Origin of the sequence: Halioglobus japonicus (assembly GCF_001983995.1) — a bacterium.
Taxonomy (GTDB): Bacteria; Pseudomonadota; Gammaproteobacteria; order Pseudomonadales; family Halieaceae; genus Halioglobus; species Halioglobus japonicus.
In genome coordinates this window covers 3,852,313-3,865,717 of record NZ_CP019450.1, presented here as the reverse complement: position 1 = coordinate 3,865,717, position 13,405 = coordinate 3,852,313, and the positions used below count along the sequence as shown (strand labels likewise).

12 protein-coding genes are annotated in these 13,405 nt (G+C 57.4%); 5 read left to right on the top strand and 7 right to left on the bottom strand.

Translation table 11 applies throughout. The features are described from left to right. Positions 1–84: 84 nt before the first annotated feature. Entirely contained in the window at positions 85–2,523 is a 2,439-nt protein-coding gene (locus BST95_RS18200) for an Ig-like domain-containing protein (RefSeq protein ID WP_084200842.1), read from the bottom strand. A gap of 337 nt (positions 2,524–2,860) precedes the next feature. Between BST95_RS18200 and BST95_RS18195 the strand changes: the two genes are divergently transcribed. From BST95_RS18195 to BST95_RS18180, 4 genes are read left to right on the top strand one after another with little or no spacing between them, the layout of a single operon-like run. Continuing rightward, positions 2,861–3,682: a glycosyltransferase gene (locus tag BST95_RS18195; protein WP_169843994.1), complete on the top strand. Its 822-nt coding sequence runs from the start codon at positions 2,861–2,863 to the stop codon at positions 3,680–3,682. Positions 3,683–3,694: 12 nt separating this feature from the next. Then, positions 3,695–4,414 carry a hypothetical protein gene (locus BST95_RS18190; RefSeq protein ID WP_084200840.1) on the top strand — a complete coding sequence of 240 codons (720 nt, stop codon included), beginning with the start codon at positions 3,695–3,697 and terminating at the stop codon, positions 4,412–4,414. Position 4,415: 1 nt separating this feature from the next. Then, positions 4,416–4,856, top strand: a complete 441-nt coding sequence (gene rimI / locus BST95_RS18185; protein WP_084200839.1) for a ribosomal protein S18-alanine N-acetyltransferase — start codon at positions 4,416–4,418, stop codon at positions 4,854–4,856. Position 4,857: 1 nt separating this feature from the next. Beyond that, entirely contained in the window at positions 4,858–5,256 is a 399-nt protein-coding gene (locus BST95_RS18180; protein WP_229801624.1) for a hypothetical protein, read from the top strand. 14 nt (positions 5,257–5,270) lie between these two features. On the opposite strand, the gene BST95_RS18175 is transcribed toward BST95_RS18180, so the two are convergent. From BST95_RS18175 to rsxA, 6 genes are read right to left on the bottom strand one after another with little or no spacing between them, the layout of a single operon-like run. Beyond that, positions 5,271–5,987 (bottom strand): electron transport complex subunit E, encoded by a 717-nt coding sequence (locus BST95_RS18175; RefSeq protein WP_084200838.1) that lies wholly within the window; start codon positions 5,985–5,987, stop codon positions 5,271–5,273. Beyond that, complete coding sequence (rsxG, locus tag BST95_RS18170) at positions 5,987–6,598, bottom strand: electron transport complex subunit RsxG (RefSeq protein ID WP_084200837.1); 612 nt, start codon at positions 6,596–6,598, stop codon at positions 5,987–5,989. Before rsxG ends, BST95_RS18175 begins: the two co-directional genes overlap by 1 nt. Further along, positions 6,598–7,623 carry an electron transport complex subunit RsxD gene (gene rsxD, locus BST95_RS18165; protein WP_084200836.1) on the bottom strand — a complete coding sequence of 342 codons (1,026 nt, stop codon included), beginning with the start codon at positions 7,621–7,623 and terminating at the stop codon, positions 6,598–6,600. The genes rsxG and rsxD overlap by 1 nt, the downstream gene beginning before the upstream one ends. 1 nt (position 7,624) lies before the next feature. Beyond that, positions 7,625–9,934, bottom strand: a complete 2,310-nt coding sequence (gene rsxC / locus BST95_RS18160) for an electron transport complex subunit RsxC (protein WP_084200835.1) — start codon at positions 9,932–9,934, stop codon at positions 7,625–7,627. Further along, positions 9,931–10,554 carry an electron transport complex subunit RsxB gene (gene rsxB, locus BST95_RS18155; protein WP_066050803.1) on the bottom strand — a complete coding sequence of 208 codons (624 nt, stop codon included), beginning with the start codon at positions 10,552–10,554 and terminating at the stop codon, positions 9,931–9,933. The genes rsxC and rsxB overlap by 4 nt, the downstream gene beginning before the upstream one ends. Before the next feature lie 6 nt (positions 10,555–10,560). Further along, on the bottom strand, positions 10,561–11,139 hold the full coding sequence (rsxA, locus tag BST95_RS18150) for an electron transport complex subunit RsxA (protein ID WP_066050800.1): 579 nt from the start codon (positions 11,137–11,139) through the stop codon (positions 10,561–10,563). 221 nt (positions 11,140–11,360) lie between these two features. On the opposite strand from rsxA, the gene metG reads away from it, so the two are divergent. Continuing rightward, positions 11,361–13,400 carry a methionine--tRNA ligase gene (gene metG, locus BST95_RS18145; RefSeq protein WP_084200834.1) on the top strand — a complete coding sequence of 680 codons (2,040 nt, stop codon included), beginning with the start codon at positions 11,361–11,363 and terminating at the stop codon, positions 13,398–13,400. The last annotated feature ends 5 nt before the right edge of the window (positions 13,401–13,405 follow it).

The following is a 13,405-nucleotide window of genomic DNA, read 5'->3' as shown; positions in this document are numbered from 1 at the left end:
ACTATAAATAAAGCACATATTCGCCATTTCTACAGGCAAAAAAAAGCCGCGGCTGGTGCCGCGGCTTTTATTGAGTGCTGTTAATTAGCCGCCGTTGGAGAGGCCGTCATCGCCACCGCCGTCACCGCCGTCACCGCCACCTTCATCGGGGCATGGTGTAGGGCCAACATTGACGGGGGTTGCGCTGCATGCCCAAGTCTGGGTATATGGACCTCCCTCGCTTTCGAAGGGGTCGAGTGTAATTTTGATTTCTCCCTCAAGTTCAGATCCCGAGGGCGCAGACTCGGTACACCCATCGTATTCTACTTCACCTCCTTGACTGAATCGTATCGGGAAGGCGCCATATGATGTGGTATTAGGCACGCTCTCATTTCCTAACAATGTTGCAGTACAGGGGCCGGTACCTTCCACGGTCACAGTGGAGCCGCCGGTTGGTTTGTTGTTAAACAAATCAGATACGTACGCAACATATTGGTTCCCCTCGGTTGTCATCGAAGCAAGATTTCCGTCTTGGTCATACAAGGCCATAGTCCAGTTGGGGTCTGTAGATAAAACAAGGACCAAGCTTGCACGAACATTAAGAAGTTCCCGACTGCACCAGACTCCATCCCCTTCTTGTGGGCATAGCAATCCGTTGTAAACGGCTGTTAAGCCCTCATCAGGGTAGCCATTGGCTGGGTCATCGCCGTTCGCATCGAAGCGGCCATTCGAATTGAAATCCACGAAGATTTCTTCAGAACCCGCCTTGCATGTCAGGGAGTTTGGACTATCGAGGCAGTCAATCGTCGCTGGGTCATAGCGATTTCTACCCAATTTCCCGTTTCCATCTTCATTGTGGTCCAGAAAAGCTTCGGTTAGGTTTGCCCAGAGTCCGTCATCTGCCTCTTCTTGATCAAATACGCCATTGCCATTTCTATCGATGAAAGACTCTTCACCAATGGCTGTAACTAAGATAGTTGAACGACCTCCGCGAATCATTCCTAAATCATCGGGGCATGGCCCTGAGGTTCCGTTGTGACTAGGGCAATTGTAACCTGATGGATATGGTTGATCGTGTCTCACTACAAGTGCCTGGTTTTCCTCCAAGGTAGGTTGGCGAGGTGCTTGCGATATCCAGCCAACGCTGCACCTGCCTGGTACTGGCGCTTCACATCCAGCCAGACCGGCTCGGTCACCATTTGATCTGCCAGTTTCACAGGATGGGTCAATAGAACCGTATTCAGTGGTAAAGACAGCAGCAGTGCCGTTTGGCACTGGGTTGTTAAATTTGTCGGCCATCCTCACAGTTAGGCACCTCGGAACTCCGTCTTTGGTCATGCCTTCTTCTACGACAAACGTCTCGCTTACCGATAGCGAGATGGAGTTTTGGTCTGGTAGGCCTGTGCTGATAGTAAGCACATCTGAAATGGCCGAGATTTCGCCTGATCCATCTCCAGTGTCCATAGTTGCAATGACCCGCACTACAGTAGCAACATCACCAGAGTTTACATTTGTAGACACTAGTCCAGCTTCGTCAGTGAAGGCTGAAGAAGGGGCGATTGTGACCCCACCTACATCAGTGCTTAGAGAGAAGGTTACTTCTACCCCTGCCTGTGGGTTACCTAGTGAGTCCAAGGCTTCAAAAGTAACTTTAGACTGTTCTTTTCTATCCGGGCCGCCACCGGTGCCCTTCAAAACTATGAGAGTGGGGTCCGCGCTGATGAATGTAAGGGCGTCAGCGGATGGGGCGGCAATCTCGACGATGCCAAACGCTTGGAGACCATCACCGACAAGCTCTGCTGTCAATTGATCGACACCAGCGCAACTGACCACGGTGTAATCGACTTGTACGATTCCATCCACGACGGGCACAGGGTTCTCAGCTGAGAGCACCGACGCTCCGGTGGCAATGCATGAGCTAGTAATGCTTACGCTTTCGGCACCACCCACAGGTTGATCATTTTCATCAACGATCGCCAACGAAAGAATGGCCGTGCCTTGAGCCGGAATTGCGCCGCCCGGTTCAATTCCAATTTCACTCTCAAAGAAGACACCATCTATCAGATGGCCAAGACGGAGACCGTCGATGCCCAATTGGAAGTTGACGCTAGCCGTAACTGTAGTTCCGCTTGGGTCATCAACAGAAATATCGATCGTACCTGCCCCGCGATCTGTCGGGCCGGACTCGATTCGAAAGGTAACCACGCCATCCGCGTTGGTCAATTTAGATCCACTAGACGGAAATAGGAGACCGCTGCTGGTTGATGCTGTAACGATCACATCAGCGATTGGATTTCCATTGGGGCCATTTTGCGTAACAAGAACTTGAAGAGTCCCTGGAGAGTTGGTGCTTACCGTGCTGGTCTCGTTGCCGTCTGAATCCTTCAGTACGACCTGAATAAAGTAGGTATCGCTGCTGCCCCCGGAGTCACCGAGGAAGCCGCCGCCTCCACCGCCGCCGCCACCGCCACAGGCGGTAATGGCAAATAGCGCGATTAAAGTAGCAGCCAGTCGGCTGCTGAGAGAGGCGAATCGAGTAATCATCTTGTTCCCCTGTAGCTCACATCCTGCGAGTCTTAATATTGTGATCCGGCATCTACTGATTCTGGTGATATGCACCAGTGTGTCAACGTTCCGCTAACACTTTTCACAGCTTAACATGGGGTTTTGTAAAAACCCCATAAAAACATGGTGATAGCCGTGTTTTGTGATTTTTAACACAAAGTCTTAGCCACCCCCAATTAGCACGATAATAGCCCTGTGGAATGGGAAGAAAAGAAAAATAGTGTAAAAAGTTATGAAACGCTGTTTTTGGCACTAAATAGCCCACAAATCTGTCCTGATCGGCAGTAACTGCTACCATGCGCCGATGAATTTGACCGTGTCGATTGTCACTTACCACAGTTCTCTGGACTATTTGCGCAAAACGCTCGCCAGCCTGGCCCAGGCAGCGGAGAACGCCCGTGCCGCGGAGCTGGTCTCGACAGTGGCGGTGACTGTAGTGGACAACGCCTCAAGCAGTGTGTACCGGGCCCAACTGAGCGCCCTTTTGGCTGAATTCGAAACGGCCTGCGCCGATGGCCCCTGTCAGCTTCACTACCTCCCCCTGGCAGCTAACTGCGGCTTCAGTGCCGGGCATAACGCTGCCCTGGGCCGTGTCCGGGGTGACTATCACCTGATCCTCAACCCCGACGTGGAAATTGGCCCGGCGGCGTTGCGAGTTGGCCTCGCCCGGTTGCGCGACGAGCCCGAGGTGGTGCTGCTCAGCCCAGACGCCACGGGAAGCAATGGCGAGCGCGAGTATCTGTGCAAGCGATATCCGTCGGTACTGGTGCTGGCGCTCCGGGCTTTTACGCCCGGGCTGGGAAGGCGTTGGTGCCCCGAGCGGATGGCTGATTACGAAATGTCGGATGTGTGCCGGGGCGACCGCGAGGTTGAGGTACCCCTTGCCAGTGGCTGCTTTATGCTCGCGCGCGGCGAGCAGTTAGCGGCTGCGGGTGATTTCGACGAGCGTTACTTCCTCTATTTCGAGGATTTTGACCTGTCGTTGCGCATGGCCACGCTGGGTCGTGTGTTGTACCTGCCTGCCATGCGGATTGTTCACCACGGCGGATATGCGGGCAGCAAGGGCTTCGCCCACGTGAAAATGTTTGCCAGTGCCGGGATTCGCTTTTTCCGCCAGCACGGCTGGCGTTGGGCGTGATAGGATAACGCCGTGAACTCCCCGCTATCCACCGCCGCTGACACCATTCGCCGCTCGCACTATCTGCAGGCCATGGGCATTGATGCCTATGTGTCCCGCAGGCAGCTGCCCGGGGCGGCGCCGACGCAGCGCCTGGCGGTGATAGCAACTATGGCACCTGCGCCGCAGTCCGCACCGGCACATGGGCGGCCAGACATGCGTGCGGAAGTGCCGCCAATGCCCACTCTCGAGGTGGATGTCGGCTCCCGCGGCAGTGCCGTAGCAACTGAACAGGCCGCCGCGCCGGCGGCGCCTGCCAGGCACGCTTCACCCGGTGTGAAATTCAGTCTGGGTGTCATCATTTGTGGCGATGTTGCCTGGCTGGAAGTGCTTCAGGGGATGCCCCTGGCCAGAGAGCAGGTGCAGTTGGTGCACGCCATGGCTCGCGCGGTAGGGGCTCAGCAGGCCAAGCCCCGGGTGGCGCAGTTCGATTGGCCAATGCACAGTAACCCCCAGCTGGACCAGGGGGAGGATGCGGCTCGCGCCAGCCTGACGGCATACCTGCAGCGTCACCTGGGTGAGGCCAGGTGCCGCGCCCTGGTCTCTCTCGGTGCGCCGGCGGCGCACTGGGTCAGCGCCGATATGCTTCAGGGCGTTGCGAGTGTCGCTACCCTCAGTACCCGGGAGATGCTGGATACACCCGCCTGCAAACGCCAGGTCTGGGCTGACTTACAGCCGATAGTCACTGCCTGACATGGTGCGGCCTGGCGCTGACGCCGATGTTGCGGTAGCGGCTGGCATCGATGCCCTGGTGTCTGATCAGCCCTGGCAACCCGACTCTCTGTCGCGCTACTTTAATCACGAATCGCATTGTCATGCCCTGGTGCTTGAGCAGTCAGGCGATGTCTGGGGGTTCCTGATTTACGTGCTGGTACTCGACGAGGCAAGCGTGGACAATGTGGCCGTGCTTCCCGAGGCTCAGGGAATGGGATACGGGCGGTTGCTGCTCGATACGGCACTCCAGCAAATGCAGGCATTGGGCGCCGTGCGATGCATGTTGGAAGTGCGTGAGAGCAATGTGGCGGCCAGAGGCCTTTACGAGAAACGCGGCTTCCAGTTGGACGGCCGGCGCCGTGATTATTACAAGACAGCCGAAGGGCGCGAGGACGCCCTGTTAATGTCCAGGAGATGGTGAATTGTCGATAAACATACTCGAGACAGAGTGGTGGAGCCTAGCGCTGCCGCCGGAGTGGTGGGCTGAAGCCCAGGAAGAGAGCATTCTGGTGGGCGACCACGACGGTGTTGGATGTATTGAAATATCTACCCTGCACAAGGAAACCGGGGCATTTGACCCCGCTACCGTAGAGCAGATCGTGCGCGAGGAATCAGACCCTCAGCAGGTGTGGAAATCTGCCAGTCTGGGGCCGTTCAAGGGATTGACGAGCAGCTATGTGGAAGAAGAGGCCGCCATTCGCGAGTGGTATGTGGCGCTCGGCGGGATGCTGCTATTTGTGACCTACAGCTGCGAAGAAGAAAACCGCGGCATGGACGACGCCGCTGTCGATGAAATTCTGGATACGCTGGAGGCTCTGTAGCACAGAGCCCCGACTCAGCTGATGGTGCCGGTGACCCGCACTCGACGCGAACCGCTTTCAGGCTTCTCCCGGGCCGCGTCGATACGGGCCTGAATGCGACCGTCGATGATGTTCTTCATGGCGATAATGAGCCCCGTGAAGATGAATGCCCCGGGCGGCAGTATCGCCAGCAGAAACGACTCGTAGTCCTCAAATACCACGATTTTCCAGTCCACGGCGGCGGGGCCCAGCAGCAAATCCATATCTGCAAACAGTGCTCCGGTGCCTGCCAGCTCGCGCATCGCTCCCAGTAATACCAACACCACGCCAAAGCCGACACCCATGATCAGGCCGTCATAAATAGAGGGCAGCAGGCTGTTCTTACAGGCAAAGCCGTCAGCGCGTCCGAGAATGACACAGTTGGTGGTGATCAGAGGCAGGAAAATCCCCAGTATCTGATACAGCTCATAAGCGAAGGCTTGCATGAGGAGCTCGGTGCAAGTCACCGCTGCGGCAATAATCATGACAAAGACGGGCAGGCGAATCGCATCAGAGACAATGTTGCGGATCAGTGATACGCAGGTATTGGAGGTCACCAGTACCAGAGTGGTTGCCAGTGCCAGGCCGATGGCGTTTACCACGCTGCCTGTCACGGCCAGCAACGGGCACAGGCCAAGCAGCTGCACAATGGCAGGGTTGTTTTTCCACAGCCCGTTTAGCGACAGGTCTTTATAACTTACATCTGCAGCCATCAGCTTTCCTCCGCAAAAAGACGCGCGTGATTGGCTTGGGCGTACTCTAGCACCTGACGTGTGGCATTAACGACCGCGCGAGGTGTAATGGTCGCTCCGGTGAAGGCATCGAATTCGCCCCCATCTTTTTTAACTGCCCAGGTATTCGCCAGGGTCTTGTTCTCGAAGTCCAGCACCCAATCCGACTTGTTCAGGTCGACCTTGTCGCCAAGTCCGGGTGTTTCCTTGTGTGCCAGCACCCTCAGGCCGGCAATGCTGCCATCGGCATTGACGCCGACAATCAGGTCGATATCACCGCTATAGCCGTCGCGTGCGGTGGCCGGAATAATGGCCGCTACAGTGCGACCCTGCTGGCGGGCCAGGTAGATCTGTTTATCGCTGCGCAACCCCAGTTCGCTGACCTCCGGGCCGACAGCCAGGGTGTCGTCAAGCATGGAATTGTCATGCCGATCTCGCGGCACAATTTGCAGCAGGGCTTTCTCCTCGGCCTTGCGGATTTCCGCGGCAATACGATCTTTAGTGCCCAGGTAGCTGCCCGCCAGGGTGAGTGCGGCCGCGATGCCGAATGCCGCCAGTAGCAAGGAGTTGCGAGTGATGGACTGCCCCAGCATTACTTGGTGCCTCGTGCGTTGTGTCCATAGGTGCGCGGCTGCGTGTACTGATCAATAAAGGGTGCTGCCAGATTCATGATCAGCACGGCAAAGGCCACGGCATCGGGGTAGTTGCCCCAGACGCGAATCAGATACACCAGCAGGCCGATCATACCGCCGTAGATCAGGCGGCCACGGTTGGAGACCGCCGATGAGACGGGATCGGTGACGATGAAAAACGCGCCGAACATCGTCGCACCAGAGAGCAGGTGGAATAGCGGTGAACCGCCGCTGGCACTGGAACCGCCGTCGTAGAACAGCGCGCTCATCAAGGCCAGAACCACCAACATGGCCACCGGGGCGTGCCAGGTGAATACGCGCTGATAAATCAGCCACAGGCCGCCGGCGAGAAACGCAATGTTCACCCACTCCCAACCCAGACCACCCCAGCGGCCGAACTGCGGGTTGGCCTGCCAGAGGTCTTCCATGAGCAGGCTGTTGTTCTGTTTCAATACATCCAGCGGTGTCGCCATGGTGACGGCGTCAAATGCGGCCGGGGTAAACAAGGCCTGAAACGAGGCCATGAGATCGGGGAGTTCGCCTGCACCCCGCGGCGCTGCCCAGGACGTCATCTGTACCGGGAAAGAGATGAGCAATACCACGTAGCCGACCATGGCAGGGTTGAAGGGGTTGTAGCCCATGCCGCCGTAGAGGTGCTTGGCCAGCAGAATAGCCGAGCCCATGCCGACGGCAATCAGCCACCAGGGCGAGTAGGGCGGCAGGGCAATGCCCAGCAGCACTGCCGTCACCAGCGCACTGCAGTCCTTGAGATAAAACGCCAGGGGGCGGCCGCGCAGCTTTAGCGCCAGGCTTTCGAATGCGATTGCCAGCACGCAGGCCCAGGCAATATTGAGCAGGGTGCCGAAACCGAAAAAGTACGTGAGCACGAGCACGCCGGGCACGGTAGCCAGCAGCACGTTTTGCATCAGGTCGGATGTGGAGCGCGCGGTATGCGCGTGGGGAGAAGTGATACGCATCAGTGCCATGTTATGCGTCTCCCATCTCGGCAACTTTCGCGCGGGCGTCGTCAATTTTGGCGTTCATTTTTTCCAAGGATGCTTCCAGTGCCTCGACCACGGTATCGTCGCCTGCCTCGCGTGCGGCGGCGAGCTTCTCTGTCGATTTCTGCAGCCGGGCCTCGAGCTTTTGCAGGTTGTCGCGAGCCTTTTCTGCCGGCGACATGGCGGCAGTAGCCTCCCGGGCTGCCTTGGCGCGGGCAATTGCTGCATCGGCCGCACTCGGCGGTTCAGCTGCCGCTGCTGCGGGTTCAGCTGCAGGTGCGAGTTTGGCAAGTTCCGCGCGGGCTTCTTCGACCTTGCCGGTGAGGCGTTCAACCGTCGACACCAGCGCATCAATGATTTTTTCCTCGTTGCCTGCGTCGCGGCTCTGGGCTAGTTTGGCCTGCGACTTCGCCAGTCGGGATTCCAGTTTGGTCAGGTTGTCCCTGGCTTTTTCCTCGGGGCTCTTACTGGCGTCTGCCTCGCGCGCCGCCATCGCTTTCTGGATGGCGAGTTGCGCGGCATCGGCTGGCTCTGCCGCGGCTGATGCTGACTCCAGCGCATTGGCCTGCTGGTAATCTTGCAGTGCCTTTTCGGCTGCTGCGAGCTTGGCCCTGGTTTTGTCCACGCCGGTTTGCAGTGCGTCGACCAGATCCGGGTTTTCCGATTTGGCGGTCTCCAGCTTGGCGGTGGCTGTGTCGAGCCGCTTGCGCGTGTTGACTACCGCCTTTTCCAGTTTTTCCAGCTCATTCTCGCCGCTAGCCCCTTTGGCCTGTGCGGCTTTCTTGGCCTTGGCGCGCTCGATCGCTGCCTGGATAGGATCTTCTTCAGTAGCACCCTGTTCTGCGGCTTGTTTGGCTTTCGCTTCAGCGGCCTTCTTGCGAGCGGCACGCTTGGCTTCTTTCTCGGCTTCTTCCCTGGCCAGGCGCTCCTGCCGTGCTTCGAACCGCTTGAGCGAGTACTCGGATTTCTCCGCGTCCTTGCGCTGCTGCAGTATCTCTGCTTTGGAGGCGCGATAGTACTGCACCAGGGGGATGTGGCTTGGGCACACGTAGGAACAGGCGCCGCACTCGATGCAGTCAAACAGATTGTGCTGCTCGAGCTTCTCGTATTCCTGGCCCTGGGCGAACCAGAACATTTGCTGTGGCAGCAGGCTCGCCGGGCATGCTTCGGAACAGGTACCGCAGCGAATGCAGGCCTGGGCGGGCGGCGGGGTGGGTAGCTCGGCTTCCGTGGGCGCCAGTACACAGTTGGTGGTTTTGACGATGGGTACGTCTGCCCGGGGCACGGTAAAGCCCATCATCGGGCCGCCCATGATCAATCGGTTGTTCTTTTCCGGCGCATAGCCTGCCTGTTCCAGCAGGTAGCCCATGGGGGTGCCCAGCAGGGTTTCAAAATTCTGCGGTTCGGCCACGCTGTCGCCGGTGACCGTGGTAACCCTTGATACCAGTGGTCTGCCATCGATGACAGCGTCGCGAATCGCCACCGTGGTGCCAATGTTTTGACAGACAATGCCCACATCAGACGGCAGGCCACCGGAGGGAACCTGCTTGCCGGTGAGAATCTCGATAAGCTGCTTCTCACCGCCGGAGGGGTACTTGGTTGGGAAGATGACGATTTGAATGTCGGTGTCTGCTGCGGCTTCCGTGAGTGCAGCAATACCTTCCGGCTTGTTGTCTTCCACACCAATCAGGGTTTCACCGGGGCTGATCAGATGGCTGAGAATCTGCGCACCGGCAATAATCTTGTCCGCCCGTTCGCGCATCAGAATATCGTCAGCGGTGATGTAGGGCTCACACTCTGTGCCATTGATAATCAGCGTATCAATGCGGGTATCCGGGCGTACGGAGAGTTTTACGGCAGATGGAAAACCCGCGCCGCCCATGCCGGCGATGCCTGCATTGCGAATGCGATTGATCAATTCGCTCTTGTCTAATTCCCGGTAGTTGTCCGTACCGCTGTGAGCTATCCACTCGTCCTGACCGTCGGTATCAATCACGATACAGCGCGCTGTGCGGCCAGAGGGGTGTGCTATTTGCCGATCCTCAATGGCGGTGATCAGGCCGGAGCTGGGTGCGTGCAGAGGAACACTGACAAAACCCACTGGCTCGGCGATGACCTGCCCTTTGAGGACTTTTTCACCGACCTCAACAACAGGCATTGCCGGTGCACCAATGTGTTGCGCCAGCGGCAGAATCAACTGCGCGGGGATGCCGGCCTGGGCAATAGGTGTGCGCACCGACTGATACTTGTTCTCGGCCGGATGGATGCCGCCGTGAAAATCAAAAATCTTTCTCACGCGGCTCTCTCGCTCTCAGGCTTGGCATCGGTGGCAATAATGTCCACCTCGCGGCTCACTGGGTCGGGCAGGTCCCATACCCAGTTCTGCAGGCTGGCGGCCTCTGCCGGACGCATTTCAATGCAATCTACAGGGCAGGGTTCAACACACAGATCACAGCCCGTGCACTCGCTGGCGATGACCGTGTGCATCTGTTTTGCTGCGCCGAGGATGGCGTCCACCGGACACGCCTGAATGCACTTGGTGCAGCCAATACATTCGGGCTCGCGAATGTAGGCCACCATGGTTTCAGTTTCTTCGCCGTGTTCTGCATCCAGCTCCGGTGCTTCCATATCGAGCAGGTCGGCAAGTGCCTGCACACCTGCCTGGCCGCCAGGGGGGCACTTGTTGATTGCTTCGCCTTCGTTGGCGATCGCTTCGGCGTAGGGCCGACACCCAGGGTGACCACATTGACCACATTGGGTTTGGGGCAGAATGGCGTTGATCTCGTCGACGATAGGGTTGCCTTCAGCCTTGAAGCGCACCGCGGCGAACCCCAGCAGCGCGCCGAATACCACACCCAGCGCTACCAGGGCGAACAGCGCGGCGAACAGCGGGTATTGTGCAATCAGTTCATACATGTAGAGTTACACCAGACCCGCGAAGCCCATGAATGCCAGAGACATCAGTCCAGCCGTAATCATGCCGATTGCCGCCCCTTTAAACGGTGTGGGCACATCCGCTACGGCAAGGCGCTCGCGCATGGCGGCGAACAATACGAGCACCAGCGAAAACCCGACCGCGGCGCCGAAACCGTAAAACAGCGCCTGGGTAAACGTATGTTCCTGGTTAATGTTAAGCAGGGCGACGCCGAGTACGGCGCAGTTGGTGGTGATCAGCGGCAGATAAACGCCGAGCACCCGGTGCAGCAATGGGCTGGATTTGCGCACCACCATTTCAGTGAACTGCACGACCACGGCGATGACCAGGATGAAGGAGATCGTCTTCAGGTAGGCGAGCCCCAGCGGCTCCAAAAGAAAATGGTAGGTGATATTGGACAGGGCTGAGGCCAGCGTCAGCACGAAGGTGGTGGCCATAGACATGCCCATGGCGGTTTCCAGTTTGTTGGACACACCCATGAACGGACACAGTCCGAGGAACTGCACCAGCACAAAGTTGTTCACCAGGATCGCCCCGACCAACAGAATGGAATAATCAGCCAACATGAGGTTATCTTACCGCAAGATTGCAAAACAGTCAGTACTGACTTTTTTGCTGCATTGTCCAATCACTCATTCTAACCCGTCACCGGTGCAATGGCAGTATGTAAACCCAAACTAACGATCATTAGTCCAGTATTTTTTCGCAACGGCGGCGAGCATGACGGGGAACCGCAAAACCGCTATAGTAGCGCCCCATTTTTTCGAGCATACGGACACCCAACCCCATGGCTGCTGACGCCCCGCGCAAAATTCTCGTGACCAGTGCACTGCCCTACGCTAACGGCCCCTTGCACCTGGGGCATATGTTGGAGCAGGTGCAGACCGATATCTGGGTGCGGTTCCAGAAATCGCGTGGCCACAACTGCCTCTATGTGTGTGCTGATGACGCCCACGGCACGGCGATTATGCTGGCAGCTGAAAAACTGGGCATTACCCCTGAGCAGCACATCGATAATATGCGTCAGCTGCACATGGCAGACAGCGAAGGCTTCCTAATCGACTTTGCGAATTTTCACTCCACCCATTCCGAGGAAAATCGCAAGTGGAGCGAGGAAATCTACAAGCGCCTGAAAGCTAACAACCACATTGCCAGCCGTGAGATCACGCAGGCCTTTGACCCTGAAAAGGAACTGTTTCTGGCGGACCGTTTCATTAAAGGCACCTGTCCGCGCTGCAAAACGCCGGATCAGTACGGCGACAACTGCGAGAACTGTGGCGCTACTTACAGCCCGTCTGACCTGATCGACCCCGTATCGGCGATTTCCGGTGCGACCCCGGTCGATCGTGAGTCCACGCACTTTTTCTTCCGCTTGCCAGAATTTGAAGACATGCTCAAGGCGTGGTTGGACTCCGATACCCTGCAGCCACAGGTCGCGAACAAATTACGTGAGTGGACGGACGCGGGCCTGCAGGAATGGGATATCAGTCGCGATGCGCCTTATTTCGGCTTCGAGATCCCGGGTGAACCCGGCAAGTATTTTTATGTCTGGCTGGATGCCCCGATCGGCTACATAGCCAGCTTTGAGAACTACTGTGAGCGCACCGGGCACGCGTTTGACGAGTACTGGCAACCCGGTGGTGATACGGAGCTGTATCACTTTATCGGTAAGGACATTATCAATTTTCACGGCTTGTTCTGGCCGGCCATGCTCGACTCTGCGGGCCTGCGCACGCCAACCGCGATCTTCGCTCATGGCTTCCTGACCGTAAATGGCACCAAGATGTCCAAGAGTCGCGGCACCTTTGTGAATGCCAGTACCTACCTTGAACACCTGCAGCCAGAGTACCTTCGCTATTACTTCGCCGCGAAACTGGGTGATTCGGTCGACGATATCGACCTGAATCTGGAGGACTTTGTGCAGCGCGTCAATTCTGACGTGGTGGGTAAGGTGGTTAACATCGCCAGTCGTTGCGCCGGGTTCCTCAAGAAGGGTTTTGCCAATCGCCTGGCGCCCGAGTGCGCTGAACCGGAGCTGGTAGGTGAAGCTATTGCAGCGGGCGAGCAGATTGCCCAATTGTATGAGAGCCGCGAATTTAACAAAGCCATTCGTGAAATTGTGGCTCTGGCCGACAAGGCCAACCAGTACATCGATGAGAAGAAGCCCTGGGTACTGGCGAAAGAGGAGGGTCGCGAAGCCGAAGTGCACGCGGCCTGTTCCGTGGGCATTAATCTGTTCCGGGTGTTGATGACGTACCTGAAACCCGTGCTGCCCGTGATGGCGGAGAAGTCAGAAGCCTTCCTTAATGTGTCGCTGGACTGGACTGAACTGAAGGCGCCGCTGGTTGACCACGAGTTGACGAAGTTCAAACCCCTGATACAGCGCGTCGATCCCAAGGACGTGGAAGCGATGGTAGAGGCCAGCAAGCCTGCGGAGGCTCCGGTGGAGAAAGCGCCGGCCAAAGCTGCCAAGGCCAAGCCCGCTGAACAGGCCCCAGGCATCATAGAGTTTGATGATTTCGCCAAGGTGGATTTACGGGTGGCAAAAATTGTCGCCGCCGATCATGTGGAAGGGGCAGACAAGTTGTTGCAGCTGACCCTGGATGTGGGTGAGTTGGGTACCAAGCAGGTATTTTCCGGCATCAAGGCGGCGTATCAGCCCGAGGATCTGGAAGGCAAGCTGACGATTCTGGTGGCCAATCTCGCGCCGCGCAAAATGCGCTTCGGTGTTTCTGAAGGTATGGTGCTGGCGGCAGGGCCGGGCGGTGAAGATATCTACCTGTTGGAGCCCCACGCTGGCGCCCAGCCGGGTATGCAGGTTAAATAAGGGCA

Bases quoted from the DNA above. Each gene is read 5' to 3' on its own strand.
- rsxD (WP_084200836.1), bottom strand. From the start codon at position 7,623: ATGGCACTGATGCGTATCACTTCTCCCCACGCGCATACCGCGCGCTCC.
- rsxB (WP_066050803.1), bottom strand. From the start codon at position 10,554: ATGTATGAACTGATTGCACAATACCCGCTGTTCGCCGCGCTGTTCGCC.
- BST95_RS18200 (WP_084200842.1), bottom strand. From the start codon at position 2,523: ATGATTACTCGATTCGCCTCTCTCAGCAGCCGACTGGCTGCTACTTTA.
- rimI (WP_084200839.1), top strand. From the start codon at position 4,416: ATGGTGCGGCCTGGCGCTGACGCCGATGTTGCGGTAGCGGCTGGCATC.
- BST95_RS18175 (WP_084200838.1), bottom strand. From the start codon at position 5,987: ATGGCTGCAGATGTAAGTTATAAAGACCTGTCGCTAAACGGGCTGTGG.
- rsxA (WP_066050800.1), bottom strand. From the start codon at position 11,139: ATGTTGGCTGATTATTCCATTCTGTTGGTCGGGGCGATCCTGGTGAAC.
- metG (WP_084200834.1), top strand. From the start codon at position 11,361: ATGGCTGCTGACGCCCCGCGCAAAATTCTCGTGACCAGTGCACTGCCC.
- rsxG (WP_084200837.1), bottom strand. From the start codon at position 6,598: ATGCTGGGGCAGTCCATCACTCGCAACTCCTTGCTACTGGCGGCATTC.